Below are 18,726 nucleotides of genomic sequence, written 5' to 3'. Positions count from 1 at the left end.
GCGGGAGATGAGGAGGCGGTCGCGGTCATTGCGGACAGTGTCCGCGGACAGGCATGACGGCACCGACGGGAAACGGGCCGAGGCACCCTGACCGGAGCGTGGACGGCGCACTTCCTCGTCCGCTTGGACGCGTGCCGGGGTATGCGACGTCAGCCGACGGTGATCGTGGCCGCGGCAGCCTCCCGCAGTCGGCGGATCACGCCGCGCACCGCGGGTGAGGTTTCGCCCCTTCGGTAGGCACCCACCAGCCGGGTGGTCAGTGCCACGTCCGCCAGCGGGCGGTAGCAGACGCCCGGTATCTGTACTCGGCGCAGCGAGTCGGGCACCAGGGCCACGGCGAGACCGCCGCCCACGAGGGTGAGCGCGGCGATGAAGTCCCGTACCGGAGGCGCGCACTGTGGGCTGAAGCCGCCCCGCTGCGCCACCTCCAGGATCTGGTCGCGGCAGCCGTACTCCTCGTCGAAGTGCGGGGCCGTGAACCGCTCGTGGCGCAGCTCCGCCGCCGGCACCGCGTCGTACGCCGCCAGCGGGGCGCCCTTGGGCAGTGCCACCACGACGTCCTCGGTGAGCAGGCAGGTGGTGGTGATCCCGGCCGGGTACTCGGGCCGCCAGCGCAGGAAACCGACGTCGATGTCCCCGCAGGACAGGGCCTCCAACTGGGCCGGGGTCTCCAACTCGCGTACCTGCACGGTGAGGTGGGTGTCGAGGGCCGTACATCTGGTGAGGACGTCGGTCAGTACACCGGAGAAGGCCGCGGAGGCCACGTAGGCGATCTCGGCGTGCCCCAGCTCCCCGCGGCCGGCCCGCCGGCCCACCGCTTCGGCCCGGGCGGCCTGCGCGAGGGTCAGCTGTGCCTCTTCGAGGAACAGCCGCCCGGCGCTGGTGAGCGCCGGGCGGGTGCGTCGTCCGCGGTCGATCAATCGGACTCCCAGGTGCGACTCCAGCGCTCTGACCTGGGCGCTGAGTGCCGAAGGGGCCAGATGCAGCCGGTCCGCCGCGCGGGCGAAGTGCAGTTCCTCCGCGACGACGACGAACGATTCCAGCCAGCGCAGTTCCACCGGCTCCTCCGTCCTGCTGGGTGCACCGGCTGTGCATACGGCCGGTGGGATGGACACCCCGCGGCGGCGTCAGGGCAGAACAGGTCCCACCGCGGGGTGAGTCGGGGCTGTCAGGGGATGACGACGTAGTTGCTGAATCCGCCGTCGCGGTCCGTGAGTCCCGAGATCGCCTCGTTGACGCGGGACAGCGGGAAGGGTTTGGCCTGTAGGTAGGACAGGTCCAGGGTGCCCGTGGCCACCATGTCGGCGAGTTCCTGTCCCTGCGCGGTGCTGAACCAGTTGGAGCCGATCAGCTGGACCTGCTCGTCCATGAGCCACTTCATGTCCACGGGCAGCCGGTCGGCCACACCGCCGACGTTGACCACCTTGCCGCCCCGGCGGACGCCCCGCAGGGAGTCGAGCATGGTCTCCACCGGCGCCTTGGCGCCGAGGGCGCTGATCACGTAGTCCGCGCCCTCGCCGCCGGTGCGGGACTTCGCCCACTCACCGGTGGAGCCGTCGCCCAGGCGGAAGACCTCGACGCGATCCGGGGCAAGTTCCTTGACGCGCTTGAGGAGTTCCTCGTTGCGGCCGGTGCCGAGGATCCGGGAGGCGCCGGAGGCGAGCGCGAGGACGGTCGACGCGACGCCGAGGGTTCCCGTGATCCCGTCGATGAGCGCGACCTGGCCGGGGCCCGCCGCAGCGTTCTTGAGCGCGCCGTAGGACGTGCCGATGTAGCCCAGTTTGCCGGCCTGTTCGAACGTCATGTTGTCCGGGATGTTGACGATGGAGTACTGCGGAGCGGTCATGAACTCCGCGAAGCCGCCGTAGGGATACAGGTCGAAGATCCGCTGGCCGTCACGGGAGGTACTGAAGTAGCCGTTCAGGGTGAAGTACCGGCACCGGCTCAGTTCACCGCCGCGGCAGACCTGGCAACTTCCGCACGAACGCAGGGGGTTGACGTACACCCGGTCGCCCGGTCTGGTGTGCAGCACCGCCTCGCCGACCTGCTCGACCACGCCTGTGGCGTCCAGGCCGAAGACGGCGGGGAGCTTCGGCAACGGCTGGTGCGGGAACCAGGTCGGCCAGTTGTTGATCACGTTGGCCATGTTCGGCACGATTCCGCACGCCTTGACCCGCACCAGTACGTCGGTCGGTCGTGGGGTGGGCTTGTCGATCGTGTCCACGGACATCGGCTCACCGAGTGTGTGCAGCCGTGCAGCGAGCATTTTCGCCATTGAAATACTCCTTGGAACCTCTCCGTCCCAGCGGCCGGGGCGGAGATGTCGAGAATCCTCTACGAATTCGGGAAGGGGTGTGGGTAATTGTCCTCAAGGTCGATTCCCAGCAGCCCCATGATGCGGACGCCGGAGTTGTACCAGGCGATGGACAGCGACAGTTCGACCATCTGCTTGTCCGTCAGGCGGTCGGCGGCGGCACGCCAGGTCTCCTCCGAGACGTCGACCTGGAGCGTGGACTCCTCGGCGAGGCGCATCACGGCCTTCTCCGTCGCGTCGAACAGATCGGACGACTCGAAGTAGGGCACCGCCGCCAGCTGTTCCTCCGTGAGACCGGCCCCCAGCCCGTGCGACTGGTGGTGCGCGACCTCGTACGCCGACCGGGTCGCGTACCCCACGGTCAGGATCGCCAGTTCCCGCAGCCTGGGGCTGAGGTCGGCGGCCCGCAGCGAGTTGGCGTAGGTCAGGAAGCCGTCCAGCTGGGTCGGCGCGTTGGCCAGGGCGAGGAAGATGTTCGCCGTCGGCACCTTGCGCTCGGCTTCCAGCCGGTCGTACAGGGGCTTCTGCGACTCGTCCGCGTCCTCGCGGCGCAGATAGGGGACTCGTGCCATGGTCACTCCTGGAGGTACGGAAGGTCAGCGTGCGGACTGTTCGAGCAGGAACCGCTCAAGCGTCATCGGGTTCGGCGTCTGGGCCGGCGGGATCTGCTTGACTCCTGCGAAGGGCGATGCCTCGAAGTACCACTTCTCCAGGGCAGGGAGGCCCCAGCGGGCGTTGGTGCTCAGCGACGCGGCGTCCCAGCGCACGGGCTCGATCTCGGTGTCGATCGTCTGGTAGTGGCTGTTGAAGACCTCCACGCGGTGCCCGTCGGGGTCGCGGAGGTAGGTGAAGAGCATCCCGCCCGGACCATGCCGTCCGGGACCGCGCTCCACGCCGTCGCCGTAGCCGAGGATGCCCGCCCAGTCGCAGGCGGTGAAGATGTCGTGGCTCTCGGAGACGGTGTAGGCGAAGTGGTGCAGGGCGGGTCCGGTGTTCTCGACGATCGCGAGGTCGAGGCAGGTGCCCTTGCGGTACATGAACGCACCCAGCAGCTTGTCGCCGTGCTCCAGGTACTCGGAGTTGCGGAAGCCGAGCTCGCCGTAGAACGCGCACAGTTCGTAGGTGTCGGGCGCGAAGGTCTGGTAGTGGTCCAGCCGTTGCGCGTGGGCACCCTTGTACTGCTCGAAGTCGATGTGCAGCCGCGGCCGGGTCTCCATGTGCGCGCACAGTTCGAGCGGTGTGCCGATGGGGTCGCTGACGTGCAGGGTGCGCCCCTGATACGGCACGTCGACCCACTCTGCGGGCAGTCCCCGCTCACGGAACCAGGCGTACGCGACGTCCAGGTCCTCATCGAAGAACACCCGGAAGCCGATCCTCCTGCACTGGCCCGCGCCCTCTTCGTCCAGTTCCAGGACGAGGCTGTGGTGGCAGGCTTCGGCCAGGCCGCGCAGGTAGCAGGTGCGCTCGTCCTCGTCGCTGACGACCAGCCCCAGCACCTTCACATAGAAGTTCCGGCTCTCGGCCAGATCCGCGACCGTGAGACGCACGTGACTGGAGCGGGTGATATTGAAACTCGGGCGCAGATTGACGGGTGGCAGCATGCTGGTCTCCGTGCTCGGATCGGCTCTGGATTTCGATGACTTTAATACTGCGGGGCTGTTTTACAGCTTGGCTGTCGAGGGCCCGGACCCGGTGAATGTGAAGGCGGACCAGCCGCTGAATTCCGCTGATTCACCGAGGTATTCCTCGATACGCAGAACCTCGTTCCACTTGGCCATACGCTCGGAGCGGGTGAACGAGCCCACCTTCAGCTGACCGGCGTCCCAGCCGACGCTCAGATGGGCGATGGTGATGTCCTCGGTCTCGCCCGAACGCGCCGAGACGATCGTGCCGAAGCCCGCTTCCTTCCCTGCCCGCAGGGCCTGGTACGCCTCCGTGACCGTGCCCGCCTGGTTCGGTTTGATCAGGACGGCGTTCGCCGTTCCGCCGGTGGCCGCGGCCTCGACCCGCTTGGCGTTCGTGACCAGGTAGTCGTCGCCGATCACCTGGCAGCGGTGGCCGTAACGCCGGGTGAACTCCAGCATGCCCTCGTGGTCGTCCTCGCCCACCGGGTCCTCGACGGACAGGATCGGATACTGCTCGATCCAGCCGCCCAGCATGTCGATCAGCGCGACGGTGTCCAGCGTGCGGTCGTCCAGGGCCAGCGTGTACCGCCCGGCGCTGCCGAACTGCGAGGCCGCGACATCCAGTGAGATGCCGACCTGGGTCGAGGGTGTGAAGCCCGCGCTCTCGATCGCCCGGGTCAGCGTCTCCAGCGCCTCCTCGTTCGAGTCGAACGCGGGCCAGAAGCCGCCTTCGTCGGCGACCCCCTGCGCCTTGCCCGCCTTCCGCATCAGACCGCCGGCGGCCCGGTAGATCTCCGCCGTCCAGTCCAGGGCCTCGGAGAAGCTCCGCGCCGCCGGGCAGACCACCATGAAGTCCTGGACGTCGACCCGGCGGTCCGCGTGGGCGCCGCCGCCGAAGATCTGGATCTCAGGGAGGGGGATGCGGACCGGGCGTCCGCCCGCCAGGTGCTGCCACAGGGGCACGCCTGCCGACGCGGCGGCGGCGTGCAGGACCGCCATGGACGTGGCCACGATCGCGTTGCCGCCGAGACGGCTGCGGTCGGGGGTGCCGTCGAGGTCCACCAGCAGCCGGTCGACGGCTTCCTGATCGGTCGCGTCGCGGTCCACGAGCACGGGAGCGATCTCGTGGTTCACGGAGCCCACCGCGCGGCGGACGTCGAGACCGCCGAAGCGGCTGCCTCCGTCGCGCAGGTCGAGCGCCTCTCCCTGCCCCGTCGAAGCCCCCGCCGGAGCGATGGCCCGCCCGGTCGCGCCGTCCGCGAGGTGGACCTCGACCTCTACGGTCGGCCGGCCACGGGAGTCCCACACCCTGCGGCCGTGGAGCTGGACGATCCGCGCGTCTGTCATGGCGGTGCAACCTTTCGGAGTTCGGACGATCCGGGCGCGGAGCGCTGCCCGTGCCTGCCCTCGGTCGGACAGTGCTCGCGGCGGTACCGGGAACGACGCGGTGGCGCTGGGGGCGAACGAGAAGGAGAAAGCGGAAAGGTGGGCGACGAGTGTTGCTCGTTCAGCACGTCCACCGCGGCTCGGTAGTGCTATCGATAGCGCAATCGTGCAAAGCGGCGGCAGCTCTGTCAAGAGGTGGGGTGGACTTCGAATCGGGGATCTTAAGGTTTGTTTGTGCCGCCTTGGCCTGTCGGGGCATGAATGCTATCGTTCGCACAATCTGGAGCGCTCCGGTGGAGACTCCGGCGGACCCGCGCTCTCCTGGACGGACGGACAGCACAGGCGGCGTGGGCCCGCCGGGCCGGATCCCGGCCGACAGGAAAGCGACCCGCCATGACACCCCAGCCCTCCGCGGTGCCCATGACCCTCACCACCGTTGTGGCCAGCACGCGCCCCGGGCGTGTGGGCAGATCCGTCGCGGACTGGTTCACTCTCCGGGCCGCGGAGCACGACCAGTTCGAGTCGCGCACCGTCGACCTGCGCGAACTCGCTCTCCCCTTCTACGACGAGCCGCATCCGCCCGCCCAGCAGCGGTACACGAAGAGCCACACCCGTGAATGGAGCCGGATCGTCGACGCGTCGGACGCGTTCGTCTTCGTCACTCCGGAGTACAACGGCGGCTTCCCCGCCCCGTTGAAGAACGCGTGGGACTACCTCGCCGTGGAGTGGCAGCACAAGCCGGCCGGCTTCGTCAGCTACGGGGGAGTCTCGGCGGGCACCCGCGCGGTGCAGATGGGCAAGCAGGTCGTGGCGAATCTCAGGATGCTGCCGATCGGTCCGACCGTGAGCATCCCGTTCGTCGGTCAGCTCGTCGAGGACGGCTGTTTCAGGCCCGGCAAGATCCATGAGTCCGCCGCCGAGCAGGTGCTCGACGAACTCGCGCGGACCGCCCGCGTCATGCGGAAGCTGCGCAACGGCACGCACTGACCTGGCGGCACGCACACGAGGGCGCCCTGAGCGATGTGCTCCGGGCGCCCTCGGTGTTCGCGGATGAGGCGGCTCCTGGCTCAGACGGACCTGGACGGAGCCTTTCCGCCAGGAGGCGCGGTGCTGCCGCGCAGGACCAGCGAGCCGGGCGAGACCGACGTGTACGCACTGTCGTTGCCCGCATTGGTCTTGAGCCGGCGCAGCAGCCACAGTGCGCAGCCGGTGGCCATCTCCTGGATCGGCAGACCGATCGTGGTGAGCCCGGGACCCCACCAGGAGAACCCCGGCTCGTCCCCGAACCCGACCACGGACAGTTCCCCGGGCACCTTCACCCCCTGCTCGGACAACTCCTCCAGGACCCCCAGAGTGAGTTGGATCGACCCCAGGACGAGACCCGTGGGCGCGTCCGGCCCTTCCAACAGCCGGCGTACCGCCTGGCGGCCGTGGTCCACGGACGACGGTGGGCCCAGTTCCGCACGCCCGGCGTCATCCGGCAGACCGCCCTCGCTCAGGGCGCTGCGGAAGCCGCGCAGACGCTCCGCGCCCGTGGGGAGTTCCTGAGGACCGCCCAGATACGCGATGCGCGTGTGGCCCAGCGCCATCAGGTGGGCCGTCGCCTGGCGCAGCGACTCGTGGTCGTCCACGCCGAACCACTGGGAACCCAGGGACGGGTGACGGCGCAGCAGTTGAAGGTGCGGGAGGCCGCGCAGGAGTTTGACGGAGTCGCTGTGCGGGCGGGCGGTGGGCACGATGATGACGCCGGCCACGCGGTTGGCGGACAGTTCGCGCAGGTGGCGCAGCTCCACCATCCGGTCGTCGTCGGTCTCCGAGAGCATCAGCTGGAAGCCCTCGGCCTCCATGTTCGTGGACAGCTCGTGCGCGATCGTCGAGTAGAAGCTGTTGCGGATGTCCGGGATGACCAGCGCGACCACATTGCTGGACGCGCCGCGCATCATCCGGGCCGCGCGGTTGCCGACGTACCCCATCTCGGAAGCGGCCTGGCGGACCCGGAACTTGGTCTCCTCGCTGATGCGGGGATCGTCGGAGAGTGCCCGGCCGACCGTCGAGACGGAGATTCCGAGGCGTTCGGCGATGTCCCTGGTCGTGATCACGTAAGGCCCCCTTGAACTGGCTGATCCCGTGCCGTCACTATCCGTGTGCCAACGATAGCGCTCACGTCGCGCTCAGTGGTCGGTGAAGTGGAGGCGCTCGGCCGATCATCACCTTTATGCTAACGTTAGCACTGCTGAATGGGCCGTGCAGCCGCCCGCGGCTGCCCAGTTGCGGAGGTGTCCGTGCGGATCGTCAGGTATGCCGTCGGCGGTGTGCGTCACTATGGAGATCTCGATGCCGGTGACACAAGGATCGCGAGATGCGAAGGCGACCTCTTCACCGGGTTGTCCCCTACTGGGGACATCGACGAAATCGGCGACGCGGTGGTTCTCGCGCCGCTGGAGCGGCCCCGAATCTTCGGGCTCGCCTACAACTACGCCTCGCACGTCGAGGAGACCGACCGTGATGTTCCGGAGATTCCCGTGTGCTTCATGAAGCCGAGCACTGCGGTGATTGGGCCGGATGACCCCATCGTCTACCCGGCGGATGGTGAACTGATCCATTTCGAGGGCGAGTTGGTCGTAGTCATCGGAAAAGAAGCCCGCCATGTGAAGCCCTCCGAGGCTCATGAGTACATCCTCGGCTATACGTGCGGCAATGACGTCAGTGACCGCATCGTCCAGCGCAAGGAAAGCAAATTCGGAACTCTTCTGATCGGCAAGGGGCAGGACACGTTCGCCCCTCTCGGGCCGGTCATCGCGACCGACATCGACCCCTCGGCCCTGTCGCTGACGACCCGTGTGAACGGCACCGTCACGCAGTCGGCGACGACCGCCGACCTGCTGCTCGCCGTTCCCGGGATCGTCGGCTACCTCAGCCGCTACCTGACACTGCTGCCCGGCGACGCCATCATGACCGGAACGCCTGCCGGCGTCGGGCCGATCCGCCCCGGGGATGAGGTCGAGGTGGATATCCAGGGCATCGGAGTGCTGCGCAATCCGGTGGTGGCCGAGGTCCTCTGAGTCCCGACGTTCGCAAGTCCGACACGTGTACCGGGGTCTGCCCACCGTCGAGCGGTTGGCAGACCCCGGTACACGTGTCGGTTCTGGCTCGCTAGCGAACCGCGTTGTTGAACTGCGAGGGGCGCACGAAGGCCAGCGCCAGGACGCCCACCAGTGGCAGCGCCGTCACCTGCACCAGCCCGGCCAGGTCCCAGCCGAAGGAGTCCACGAGGGCGGCGAAGAGCAGGCCCGAGAACGCCGCCGGCCCGTAGTAGCTGGTGACGAAGAGGCCGGAGGCGCGTCCGATCTGCGCGGGACGGACGGCGCGCTGGAACGCGCTGTTGGTGTTGGGGTAGATGAAGCCCAGACCGAAGGCGCCCATGAGGAAGGCGAACACGCACTGCGTGCCGACTCCGGCATGCGTCTCGTAGATGCACACGCTGACGGCGGAGACGGCCAGCAGGCTGACGATCAGCAGGTTGCGCTGGTTGAAGCGGTCGCCGAGCCAGCCGCCGAAGACGGCCGACATCCCGCCGAATCCGAGGAAGCTCATCGCCAGTGCCGCCTGCCCGGAATTGTAGTGGAGCGAGGTGATGAGGAACGTCGGGTAGAGCCCGAGGAACCCGTAGATCGCCACACCGCTGATGACCGAGTGGACGGCCAGCGCGATGGTGTTGCGGTTGTAGGCGGAGGCCGGCATGTACTCGTACCTCCTGGTCGAGACGGTCTTCTCGACGGAGTGCTCGGTCAGACCGCTCTTCACGAGGAACAGGGAGGCCGCGGCGATCAGCAGCCCGGCCGTGCCGAACAGGTAGAAGGGCGCGTGCCAGGAGCCGTGCATGCTCATGAGCCGGACACCGATGAGCGGGGCGATGAACACGCCGACGGAGTAGCCCACCCCGATGAGGCCGAAGGCGAGGCCGCGCCGGTGGGCGAAGAAGGCGCCGATCGCCGCGAAGATGGCGGCGGACTGCATGCCTTCCCCGAAGCCGGAGACGACCCGGTACAGGGTCATGTCGGCGAAACCGGTGGCCAGTGGCGTGGCCATCGTGCCCAGGGAGTAGATCACGATGCTGACCAGTAGTACGGTCTTGCGGCGAAAGCGGTCCAGGAGATAACCGGCGGGCAGGCCGGCCAGGGCCATGCCGAGGGTGAAGTTCGTCGCCAGCAGCCCGCCCTGCTCCAGGGAGAACCCGTACTCCGTACGGATGTTGGGCAGCAGCGGGGGAAAGACCTGACGGTCCATCGCGTTGACCATGTAGGAGAGGGTCACCAGCAGGAAGCCCACACCGATCAGCGGGCGGGAAATGGGGGAACGGCTGCTTTCGTGCGTTGTGCTTGCGGGCACCGCACCGGTGTCGACTTGCGCTGCGTGAGTCATTGCGGCTCCTGAGGAGGAATGGGCCGCGGCAGGCCGCGGCGGATCCATCACCCGTACGAGGCGGTACGGGCGATGACGGGAAGCGGTGAACTGAACACGGACTCGGGCCGGCGACGGCAATGGTGTCGTCGTCAGGCGGAATGAGGGTGACGGGCTGCCGCGCGGTCGGACACCGCATGCGGAATTCAGCCGTATATCGCCCGTCGGGGACGTCCGTGGCTATGGCGTCATCGACAGCCGGACCCCGTGCGGACACTTGTCGGTCACACGGGCGGCGCTGGCAGAAACCATGAGGGGGAAATCTCCGGCCCGTCAAGATGCGGACACCGGTTTTCTTCGGCGTGCCTTTGTTTCCCGTCCTGACAGCGTTCCTCGGCCCTGAGTGGACCTTGAAACAGGCATGCCGGCGGCCAGGTGTCCGCCGCACTCTTGACGCGTCGAAACGGCCTAGTGCTATCGTTAGCATCACGTGGCTGTGACAAAGTGATGCGACGTGCCCCGGCAACTCGTGACCCGTTCCAGGGACGTCCTGCGGCGCCCGCACCGACCACAAGTCGGCGAGCGCCGGCGACACCGGACCCGAGCCCAGCAACCCCCTCCGCCCGCCCATGGCGGCCGACGGCCCAACGGACAAGCCGACGGCCGCCCTCACAGGTGGCGATCCAGACCCGCTTCACCGGATGTGACCGGACATGCCCCGCGGCCATCCGCTGCGGCCGCACGATTCTGCGAGGACGACCTGCCATGAACCCACCGAGCCGCCCAGCCACCGTGCTGCTCACCGACCACGCCTGGCCCGACGACTCCGTCGAGCGCTCGGTCATCGAGGAGGCGGGCCACACCCTGGTGACCGGCCCCGCCGATCCCGCCTCCGCCGAGACCATCGAGGAACTGGTGGCCGAGCACCGTCCCGCCGCGATCCTTACCTGCTGGGCCCCCGTCTCCGCCACCGCGATCGGCACCTCACCGGATCTGCGGATCGTGGCCAGGCTCGGGGTCGGCCTCGACAACATCGCCGTGGACACCGCCACCGAGCGCGGCGTGTGGGTCACGAACGTGCCGGACTACTGCGTCGAGGAGGTCTCCGACCATGCCGTCGGCATGGTGCTGGCCTGGACGCGGGGCCTGGCCGTGTCCGACCGGGAGGTCCGCGCGGGCCGTTGGGACCCCGCCGCTGCCCGCCTGCGCCGTCTGTCGACGCTGACCTGCGGAGTCGTCGGCTACGGCCGTATCGGACGCGCCACCGCGCGCAAGCTCGGCGCGTTCGGCTGCCGGATCCTCGCCCACGACCCGCACCCGCCGAAGGACGCCCCCGGAGTGGACATGGTGGGCCTGGAGGAGCTGCTGCGCCGCAGCGACGTGGTGATCCTCCACGTGCCGCTCACTCCCGACACACAGCACATCATCGGCGCCGGGCAACTGGCGCTGATGCCGCCGGGCGGCCTGCTCGTCAACGTCAGCCGGGGCGGCCTGGTGGACACCGACGCGGTGATCAAGGCCCTTGACAGCGGGCACCTCGACGGAGCCGCCTTCGACGTCCTGGAAACCGAACCGCACGTCCCCACCGCGCTGTTGGACCAGCCGGGCGCACTCCTCACCCCGCACATCGCCTTCTCCTCCGACGCCTCGGTCACGGAACTGCGCCGCCGCGCGGCCGAGGAGGTCGTGCGGATCCTGGCGGGCGAGGCACCGGCCCACGCCTGCAACACTCCCCGTGGTCTGCCCGCAGGGCCGGGGGACCGGCGATGAGCCGGCCCTCCGCGCAGCCGGGCCCGGAACCCGCACTGACCGACTTCCTCACCGCCCACCAGCTCGCCGGACCCGGGGAAGCCGCCCGGTGGACGCCACTGGCCGGCGGCGTCTCGTCCGACCTGTGGCGAGTGGACCTGCCGGGACGCTCCCTCTGCGTCAAACGAGCCCTGGCCAAGCTGAAGGTCGCCGCCGACTGGCAGGCACCGGTGTCGCGCAACGCCTACGAATGGGCGTGGATGCGCTTCGCGTCCCGCCACCGCCCGGACAGCGTGCCCGAGTTGCTGGCCCACGACCCCGAAGCCGGGCTCTTCGTGATGGCGTTCCTGCCACCCGGGCACTACCCCGTGTGGAAGGCGCAACTGCTGCACGGCGAGGTGCGGGTCGAGACCGCGGCGGCTGTCGGAGAGCTGCTCGGCGCCCTGCACGCGGCGAGCGCCGGTGACGCCTCCCTCGCGGCGGAGTTCGCCACCGACGACAACTTCCACGCGCTGCGCATCGAGCCGTACCTGCTGGCCACCGCAGCCGCACACCCTGCCCTCGAAGGGGTTATCCAGAGCCTCGCCGACCGCACGGCCACGACCCGCCTGGCCCTGGTGCACGGCGACGTCAGCCCCAAGAACATCCTCGTCGGACCGTCAGGGCCCGTGCTGCTGGACGCCGAGTGCGCCTGGTACGGGGACCCGGCCTTCGACCTCGCCTTCTGCGTCAACCACCTGCTGCTCAAGAGCCTGGTCGTGCCCGGGCACCGGGGCGATCTCCTGCGGTCCGCCAGGGTACTGACCGAGGAGTACGTCCGCCGCGTCGACTGGGAGCCCCGGCCGGCTCTGGAGGCGCGGGCCGCGGCACTGCTGCCGGCGCTGCTGCTCGCGCGGGTGGACGGCAAGTCCCCGGTGGAGTACCTCACGGACGAGCGGCACCGGCTGTTCGTACGCACAGCGGCATCGGCCCTGCTCCGGGCGCCCGCGCCCACGGTGGCGGATGTCCTGGACGCCTGGGCGACCGCGCTCGGGGCGCCGACCGAGCCCGGCAGCGGCCGGCCCGGCTGACGGCACAACCGATTCGACGGGTTCGGCGGCCTCGCGGATCCGACACGACCGACCGAGGAGAGACACATGCGCAGAGTCGTCACCGGCCACGACGAGAACGGCAGGTCGGTCGTCGTCAGCGACGGCCCCGTTCCGCGCAGCCGGGAGTTCACGAGTCTGCCGGGCTGGGTGTCGCGCCTGCCCTGGGCCACCGAACCCGGTGAACCGGTCAGCCCGACCGGCGAGGACCCCACACCGAAGGTCACCAGCTTGCTCCCCGCGCCCGGCGGCACACGGTTCATCGTCGTGACCTTCCCGCCGGACACCGCGATGGCCGATCCGGCGTTCGATCCCGTCGCCTTCGACCGCGAGCAGCGCGCCGACTCGCCCGGCATCGCGGATCTCATCGAGCCCGACGGCATGCACGCGACGCCGACCGTGGACTACGGCGTCGTGCTGCAGGGCGAGATCGTCCTCGAACTCGACGACGGCCGGCACACCCGTCTGTCCGCCGGGGACATCGTGATCCAGAACGGCACCCGCCACGCCTGGCGCAACCGCAGTGGCCAACCGGTCACGATGGCCTTCGTCCTCATCGGCGCGGAACGCGAAGACTGACGCGGCCGTGGTCGCAAACGACGCGGGAGCCGGTCGCGGCTCCTGGGCTCCACGGCTTCGCCTTCGGGGCGCGGTCGGGGGGCCAGCAGCTGTTCAGCTCGCCGACCGGGTGGTCGAAGACCCGGGCGGCACGGGGACCGCCGGCGCAGCGCTGCACGCCGGGTGCCATGAACAGGCGGCGAGGTTACCTGCGGGCGCCGTTGCGGGACAGTCCGGAGAACGCCAAGCTCGTCTCTCCCGGAAAACCGACACGGTACGCGGTCTCGCCCGGCGAGACGCAGTGGCAGTTCCAGCCAGGAGGGTAGCCGCGCATCATGATCGGCGGCGACAGCCCTCGTAGCTGTGCCCGCCGACCCCGCAGGCAATGTCACCGTGCACCTCGGTGGCACGACTCATGGGGACCGGCCCGTGCTAGAGCAGGACGGGAACCCGTAGACTCGTAGACGACTTAGTGAACGTTAGTTCAGTCGATCACGGGGAGCCGGGCAGCCATGACGGAGACGGTCGCTGACCTGCGCGCGGACGGACACACGGACTGGCGCGTCTACGGGACGCTGGAGCTGCCGCCGATCCTCGCGCACGCCCTCGACGCCATCGTGGAGCAGGGCTATCACGCCACCACCGTCCGTGACCTCGCCCGCCGCGTGGGCGTCACCGTGCCGGCTCTCTACTATCACTACGCCAACAAGCAGGCCATCCTCGTGGAACTGCTGCTGGGTTCCCTGAGGGCCGTCCTCGGCCGTTGCCGCTCGGCTGTCGAGGAGGCGGGTGAGGACCCCGTCGACCGCTTCCGCGCGCTCGTCGAGTGCATCGTGCTGTTCATGACCCATCGGGCCCCGCTCGCCTTCCTCGACACCGAGACGCGCAGCCTGGAGAGCGGCAACCGGGAACGGTACGTGGACCTGCGCGACGAACTCGAAGGGCTGATGCGCGACGCCGTGCGCGACGGCTCGCGGGCCGGGGTCTTCACCGTCCCGGTGCCGGTGGACGCCGGCCGCGCAGTTCTCTCCATGTGTCAGGCGGTGGCCCAGTGGTACCGCCCCGACGGCCCGCTGACCCCACAGGAGATCGCGGAGCGTTACGTCACCATCGCGCTCTACGCCGTGGGCCACGGTCCGCAGCGCTGAGCGCGGACGACCCGATGGCGCAAGGCCGCCCGCAGGCGGGTCCTACCTCCCGGTGAACTTCGCGTCCCGGCGATCGTGGAACGCGGCGACACCCTCCGCGAAGTCGCCGCTGCGCAGCAGCGCGGCCTGCCCCTGCCGTTCGGTCTCCAGGGCACGGGTCAGCCCCGGAAGCGCCTCTTCGTTGACCGCCCCCTTGATCCTGGCGTACGCGAGCGGTGGTCCCGACGCGAGCCGGGCGGTCAGGGAGGTCACCGCCTCGTCGAAGTCCGCGTCGTCGACGACCTCTCCGATGAGGCCCCACTCCGCCGCCGTGGGCGCCGGGATCCGCTCTCCGAGCAGGGCCATCCGCAGCGCGCGGGCCCGGCCGATCGCAGCCGGGACGAAGGCCGTCGCGCCCGCGTCCGGCATCAGTCCCACCCCCGCGAAGGCGAGCAGGAAGTAGGCGGAGCGGCGGGCCAGCACCAGGTCGCAGGCGAGGGCGAGGGAACATCCGGCGCCCGCCGCGGCGCCGTTGACCGCGGCGAGGACCGGCTTGCCGGTACGGCGCAGGGCGAGCACCGCACGGCCGGCGGCCTCCACCGTGTGCGCGTCCACGACGGTGCCGAGGTCGGCGCCGGAGCAGAACGCCCGTCCCTCGCCGGTCAGCACGACGACCCGGACGCCGTCGTCCGTGTCCGCCACGTCGACGGCGTCGGCGAGGTCGGCGAATCCGGTGGTGCCCAGGGCGTTGAGCCGGTCAGGGCGGGCGAGGGTGAGGCGCAGCACGGCGCCGTCCCGGAGGATGCCGATGCCGCCGGGTGTGATGGTGCCGTCTCTCATGTGCTGCCGTTTCTCGGAGGGGCCATGGTCGTAAATCTACCTAGCGATCGCTAAGTGGCAGCCCAGGGTATCTGTTACCTTAGCGATCGCTAGGTCAGCATACTGGCGCGGCGCCCGAGGAGAGCGAAGACGATGAGCACCGAGGCCTACATATACGACGCGATCCGCACCCCGCGCGGTCGCGGCAAGAGCGACGGCGCGCTGCACGGCACCAAACCCATCTCACTGGTCACCGGCCTGATCGACGCCCTGCGCGCCCGCCACCCCGACCTCGACCCGGGCCGTATCGAGGACATCGTGCTGGGCGTCGTGTCGCCCGTCGGCGACCAGGGCGCGGACATCGCCCGCACAGCCGCGCTGGCGGCCGGGCTGCCGGACACGGTGGCCGGCGTACAGCTCAACCGGTTCTGTGCCTCCGGTCTGGAGGCGGTCAACGTGGCGGCCCAGAAGATCCGTTCGGGCTGGGAACAGCTCGTGCTGGCGGGCGGTGTGGAGTCCATGTCCCGCGTGGCGATGGGTTCGGATGGCGGAGCCTGGTACAACGACCCGGCGACCAGCTACGACACGTACTACGCGCCGCAGGGCATCGGCGCCGATCTGATCGCCACCGTCGAGGGCTTCAGCCGCGAGGACGTCGACGCGTTCGCCGTACGTTCCCAGGAGCGCGCCGCTGCTGCCTGGTCCGGCGGCTACTTCGACAGGTCCGTCGTCGCGGTCACCGACCAGAACGGGCTCCTCGTCCTCGACCGGGACGAGCACATGCGGCCCGGTACGACGGTGGAGGCGCTCGGCAGGCTGAAGCCGGCCTTCGCCGCCGTCGGCGACCTGGGCGGCTTCGACGCCGTCGCGCTGCAGAAGTTCCACTGGATCGAGAAGATCGACCACGTCCACCACGGCGGCAACTCCTCCGGGATCGTGGACGGCGCCGCCCTCGTCCTGATCGGCAGCGAACGGGCGGGCCGCGAACTGGGGTTGACCCCACGGGCCCGGATCGTCGCGACGGCCACCTCGGGCGCGGACCCCACGATCATGCTCACCGGCCCGACCCCCGCGACCCGCAAACTGCTCGCGCACACCGGTCTCACGATCGACGACATCGACCTGTTCGAGATCAACGAGGCGTTCGCCTCCGTGGCGCTCAAGTACGCGAAGGACATGGGCATCCCCGACGAGAAGCTGAACGTCAACGGCGGCGCCATCGCCATGGGCCACCCCCTCGGAGCCACCGGCGCCATGATCACCGGAACCATGGTCGACGAGCTGGAGCGCCGTGGCGCGCGCCGCGCCGTCATCACCCTGTGCATCGGCGGCGGCATGGGTGTGGCCACCCTCATCGAGCGTGTGTGAAAGGGCAGTTGATGAACAGCACCATCCGCTGGGAGCAGGGCGCCGACGGCGTCGTCGTACTGACCCTGGACCACCCGGGGCAGTCGGCCAACACCATGACGGAGGCCTACGCGGCGTCGATGCGCGCCGCCGTGCACCGCCTGGAGGCCGAACGCGAGAGCGTGAGCGGGGTCGTCGTCACCTCCGCCAAGAAGACCTTCTTCGCGGCGGCGACCTCAACGACATGCTGGCCACCGGGCCCGAACAGGCCGCCGCGTTCTTCGCGTTCATCGAAGGCGTCAAGGCCGATCTGCGCCGCCTGGAGACCCTGGGCCGGCCGGTGGTCGCGGCGATCAACGGCGCCGCGCTCGGCGGCGGCCTGGAGATCGCCCTGGCCTGCCACCACCGCGTGGCCCTCGACGCGAAGGGCTCGCGGATCGGTCTGCCCGAGGCATCCCTGGGGCTGCTGCCCGGCGTAGGCGGAGTCACCCGCACCGTACGGATGCTGGGTGTCACGCAGGCTCTGGAGAGCGTCCTGCTGGACGGCCGCACCTTCACCCCCGCGGCAGCCGTCGAGGCGGGCCTCGTGGACGAACTCGCCGCGACGCACGACGAGTTGATGGCCGCGGCCCGTACCTGGATCACCGCACACCCCGACGCCGTACAGCCCTGGGACGGCAAGGCGTTCAAGCTGCCCGGCGGAACCCCGGCCGCCGGGCAGCTCGCCGCCGTACTTCCTTCGTTGTCCGCCACCCTGCGCGCGAAGGTGCGGGGCGCGAACCTGCCCGCGCCCCGTGCCATCCTCGCGACCGCCGTCGAGGGCGCCCAGGTCGACATCGACACGGCGCTCACCATCGAGTCGCGGTACCTGACGAAGCTGGTCACCGGCCAGGTGTCGAAGAACATGATCAAGGGCTTCTTCTTCGACATGCAGCACATCAAGGCCGGCGGCACCCGCCCCGACGGCCCGGCGCGCGCCACAGTGCGCAAGGCCGTGGTCGTCGGCGCCGGCATGATGGGCGCAGGCATCGCGTACGCGTGCGCCCGGGCGGGGATCGACGTGGTCCTCCAGGACGTCACCGCCGAGGTCGCCGCCAAGGGCAAGGCCTACTCGCAGCGTGTGCTGGACAAGGAAGTGGCGCGCGGACGCACGAGCCGTGCCGAGGCGGACCGGCTGCTGGCGCGCATCCGGCCCACCGCGGACGCCTCCGACGCCGTCGGCGCCGACCTCGTCGTCGAGGCCGTCTTCGAGGACCCGGCCCTGAAGAAGAGGATCCTCGGCGAGATCGAAGGCGTCGTCGCCCCCGACGCGCTCCTCGCCTCCAACACCTCCACCCTGCCCATCACGGACCTGGCCCAAGGGCTGGACCGCCCGGCGGACTTCATCGGGCTGCACTTCTTCTCGCCGGTCGACCGGATGCGGCTCGTCGAGATCGTCGTGGGGGAGAAGACGGGCGACGAGGCCCTCGCACGGGCCGTCGACTTCACCCGGCAGATCGGCCGGACACCCGTCGTCGTGGGCGACGGACGCGGCTTCTTCACCACCCGCGTCATCCGCACCTTCCTCGACGAGGCCGCCGCCATGGTCGGCGAGGGCATCGCCCCGGCCACCGTCGAACAGGCGGGCCTCCAGGCCGGCTACCCGGCCGCGCCGCTCCAGCTGTGGGACGAGATCACACTCACCCTGCTGCGGAGGATCCGCGAGGAGACCAGGGCGGCTGTCCTCGCCGAGGGCGGGGCGTGGGAGGCACACGGCGGCGAGACGGTCGTCGACCGCCTGGTCGGCGAGTTCGACCGCGCCGGACGGTCCACCGGCGGCGGCTTCTACGAGTACGACGCCGACGACCGGCGTACCCGTCTGTGGCCCGGCCTCACCGAACACTTCGGGCGGGGCGGCGAGCGCGCGCAGGACGTCCGCTTCGAGGACCTCAAGGAGCGCATGCTGTTCGCCGAGGCCCTGGAGTCGGTCCGCTGCGTCGAGGACGGCGTGCTGCGCGGCGTCCCGGACGCCAACGTCGGCTCGCTCCTCGGCATCGGCTTCCCGGCCTGGACGGGCGGGGTCCTCCAGTACATCAACGGCTACGAGGGCGGCCTGCCCGCCTTCGCAGCGCGGGCCCGCCGGCTCGCCGACCGCTACGGCTCCCGTTTCGAGCCGCCCGCGCTGCTGCTCGCGAAGGCCGCGGCGCGGGAGATCTTCGCGTAGTCCCACCGGGTACGACTGTGGGGCGGGCCCTTGCATCAGGGACGCCGTTGGCGAATGGGGGCCTTGTGCGTGACGTCGGCCTACACGACCTGGTTGTGGTCGTGTAGGC

15 protein-coding genes and 1 pseudogene are annotated in these 18,726 nt (G+C 69.8%); 8 read left to right on the top strand and 8 right to left on the bottom strand.

Going from position 1 to position 18,726, the window contains the following annotated elements; all coding sequences use genetic code 11:
• Positions 1-149: 149 nt before the first annotated feature.
• The 5 genes from ACIQBL_RS17090 to eno all read right to left on the bottom strand — a co-directional run bounded on the left by ACIQBL_RS17090 (position 150) and on the right by eno (position 5,286).
• Positions 150-1,058 carry a LysR substrate-binding domain-containing protein gene (locus ACIQBL_RS17090; protein ID WP_401942154.1) on the bottom strand — a complete coding sequence of 303 codons (909 nt, stop codon included), beginning with the start codon at positions 1,056-1,058 and terminating at the stop codon, positions 150-152.
• Between the two features lie 110 nt (positions 1,059-1,168).
• On the bottom strand, positions 1,169-2,275 hold the full coding sequence (locus tag ACIQBL_RS17085) for an alcohol dehydrogenase catalytic domain-containing protein (RefSeq protein WP_401942151.1): 1,107 nt from the start codon (positions 2,273-2,275) through the stop codon (positions 1,169-1,171).
• 59 nt (positions 2,276-2,334) lie between these two features.
• Positions 2,335-2,886, bottom strand: coding sequence for a carboxymuconolactone decarboxylase family protein (locus ACIQBL_RS17080; protein ID WP_401942148.1), 552 nt, complete (start codon positions 2,884-2,886; stop codon positions 2,335-2,337).
• Between the two features lie 24 nt (positions 2,887-2,910).
• On the bottom strand, positions 2,911-3,915 hold the full coding sequence (locus ACIQBL_RS17075) for a VOC family protein (protein WP_401942146.1): 1,005 nt from the start codon (positions 3,913-3,915) through the stop codon (positions 2,911-2,913).
• Positions 3,916-3,975: 60 nt separating this feature from the next.
• Positions 3,976-5,286, bottom strand: coding sequence for a phosphopyruvate hydratase (gene eno / locus ACIQBL_RS17070; protein WP_401942143.1), 1,311 nt, complete (start codon positions 5,284-5,286; stop codon positions 3,976-3,978).
• Between the two features lie 432 nt (positions 5,287-5,718).
• On the opposite strand from eno, the gene ACIQBL_RS17065 reads away from it, so the two are divergent.
• Positions 5,719-6,312 carry an NADPH-dependent FMN reductase gene (locus ACIQBL_RS17065; protein ID WP_401942141.1) on the top strand — a complete coding sequence of 198 codons (594 nt, stop codon included), beginning with the start codon at positions 5,719-5,721 and terminating at the stop codon, positions 6,310-6,312.
• An 80-nt stretch (positions 6,313-6,392) separates the two neighbouring features.
• On the opposite strand, the gene ACIQBL_RS17060 is transcribed toward ACIQBL_RS17065, so the two are convergent.
• A complete protein-coding gene (locus tag ACIQBL_RS17060) occupies positions 6,393-7,424 on the bottom strand; it encodes a LacI family DNA-binding transcriptional regulator (protein WP_401942138.1) in 1,032 nt (343 codons plus the stop codon).
• Between the two features lie 183 nt (positions 7,425-7,607).
• Between ACIQBL_RS17060 and ACIQBL_RS17055 the strand changes: the two genes are divergently transcribed.
• Positions 7,608-8,387: a fumarylacetoacetate hydrolase family protein gene (locus ACIQBL_RS17055; RefSeq protein WP_401942135.1), complete on the top strand. Its 780-nt coding sequence runs from the start codon at positions 7,608-7,610 to the stop codon at positions 8,385-8,387.
• A gap of 91 nt (positions 8,388-8,478) precedes the next feature.
• On the opposite strand, the gene ACIQBL_RS17050 is transcribed toward ACIQBL_RS17055, so the two are convergent.
• Positions 8,479-9,747, bottom strand: a complete 1,269-nt coding sequence (locus ACIQBL_RS17050) for an MFS transporter (protein ID WP_401942134.1) — start codon at positions 9,745-9,747, stop codon at positions 8,479-8,481.
• A 744-nt stretch (positions 9,748-10,491) separates the two neighbouring features.
• Here ACIQBL_RS17050 and ACIQBL_RS17045 point away from each other — a divergent pair.
• From ACIQBL_RS17045 to ACIQBL_RS17030, 4 genes are all read left to right on the top strand, one after another.
• On the top strand, positions 10,492-11,496 hold the full coding sequence (locus ACIQBL_RS17045) for a C-terminal binding protein (protein WP_401942131.1): 1,005 nt from the start codon (positions 10,492-10,494) through the stop codon (positions 11,494-11,496).
• The gene (locus ACIQBL_RS17040) at positions 11,493-12,545 is read left to right on the top strand and encodes a phosphotransferase family protein (protein ID WP_401942129.1); all 1,053 of its coding nucleotides are present in this window, start codon (positions 11,493-11,495) and stop codon (positions 12,543-12,545) included. The genes ACIQBL_RS17045 and ACIQBL_RS17040 overlap by 4 nt, the downstream gene beginning before the upstream one ends.
• 66 nt (positions 12,546-12,611) lie before the next feature.
• Positions 12,612-13,142 carry a cupin domain-containing protein gene (locus ACIQBL_RS17035; protein ID WP_401942127.1) on the top strand — a complete coding sequence of 177 codons (531 nt, stop codon included), beginning with the start codon at positions 12,612-12,614 and terminating at the stop codon, positions 13,140-13,142.
• A gap of 491 nt (positions 13,143-13,633) precedes the next feature.
• On the top strand, positions 13,634-14,269 hold the full coding sequence (locus ACIQBL_RS17030) for a TetR/AcrR family transcriptional regulator (protein WP_401942125.1): 636 nt from the start codon (positions 13,634-13,636) through the stop codon (positions 14,267-14,269).
• A gap of 42 nt (positions 14,270-14,311) precedes the next feature.
• Here ACIQBL_RS17030 and ACIQBL_RS17025 read toward each other — a convergent pair whose 3' ends face one another.
• Positions 14,312-15,088 (bottom strand): enoyl-CoA hydratase-related protein, encoded by a 777-nt coding sequence (locus tag ACIQBL_RS17025; RefSeq protein WP_401942122.1) that lies wholly within the window; start codon positions 15,086-15,088, stop codon positions 14,312-14,314.
• 132 nt (positions 15,089-15,220) lie between these two features.
• Here ACIQBL_RS17025 and ACIQBL_RS17020 point away from each other — a divergent pair, with 132 nt between their 5' ends.
• Complete coding sequence (locus ACIQBL_RS17020) at positions 15,221-16,435, top strand: acetyl-CoA C-acetyltransferase (RefSeq protein ID WP_401942120.1); 1,215 nt, start codon at positions 15,221-15,223, stop codon at positions 16,433-16,435.
• A gap of 11 nt (positions 16,436-16,446) precedes the next feature.
• Positions 16,447-18,617: pseudogene (locus tag ACIQBL_RS17015) on the top strand (3-hydroxyacyl-CoA dehydrogenase NAD-binding domain-containing protein).
• Positions 18,618-18,726 lie beyond the last annotated feature (109 nt).

Origin of the sequence: Streptomyces sp. NPDC088350, assembly GCF_044753545.1 — a bacterium.
Lineage (GTDB): Bacteria > Actinomycetota > Actinomycetes > Streptomycetales > Streptomycetaceae > Streptomyces.
The sequence above is the reverse complement of the archived record's forward strand: the minus strand, read 5'-3'. Positions and strand labels throughout refer to the sequence as shown.

Bases quoted from the DNA above. Each gene is read 5' to 3' on its own strand.
- eno (WP_401942143.1), bottom strand. From the start codon at position 5,286: ATGACAGACGCGCGGATCGTCCAGCTCCACGGCCGCAGGGTGTGGGAC.
- ACIQBL_RS17030 (WP_401942125.1), top strand. From the start codon at position 13,634: ATGACGGAGACGGTCGCTGACCTGCGCGCGGACGGACACACGGACTGG.
- ACIQBL_RS17075 (WP_401942146.1), bottom strand. From the start codon at position 3,915: ATGCTGCCACCCGTCAATCTGCGCCCGAGTTTCAATATCACCCGCTCC.
- ACIQBL_RS17045 (WP_401942131.1), top strand. From the start codon at position 10,492: ATGAACCCACCGAGCCGCCCAGCCACCGTGCTGCTCACCGACCACGCC.
- ACIQBL_RS17085 (WP_401942151.1), bottom strand. From the start codon at position 2,275: ATGGCGAAAATGCTCGCTGCACGGCTGCACACACTCGGTGAGCCGATG.
- ACIQBL_RS17025 (WP_401942122.1), bottom strand. From the start codon at position 15,088: ATGAGAGACGGCACCATCACACCCGGCGGCATCGGCATCCTCCGGGAC.
- ACIQBL_RS17050 (WP_401942134.1), bottom strand. From the start codon at position 9,747: ATGACTCACGCAGCGCAAGTCGACACCGGTGCGGTGCCCGCAAGCACA.
- ACIQBL_RS17040 (WP_401942129.1), top strand. From the start codon at position 11,493: ATGAGCCGGCCCTCCGCGCAGCCGGGCCCGGAACCCGCACTGACCGAC.
- ACIQBL_RS17035 (WP_401942127.1), top strand. From the start codon at position 12,612: ATGCGCAGAGTCGTCACCGGCCACGACGAGAACGGCAGGTCGGTCGTC.
- ACIQBL_RS17065 (WP_401942141.1), top strand. From the start codon at position 5,719: ATGACACCCCAGCCCTCCGCGGTGCCCATGACCCTCACCACCGTTGTG.
- ACIQBL_RS17020 (WP_401942120.1), top strand. From the start codon at position 15,221: ATGAGCACCGAGGCCTACATATACGACGCGATCCGCACCCCGCGCGGT.
- ACIQBL_RS17080 (WP_401942148.1), bottom strand. From the start codon at position 2,886: ATGGCACGAGTCCCCTATCTGCGCCGCGAGGACGCGGACGAGTCGCAG.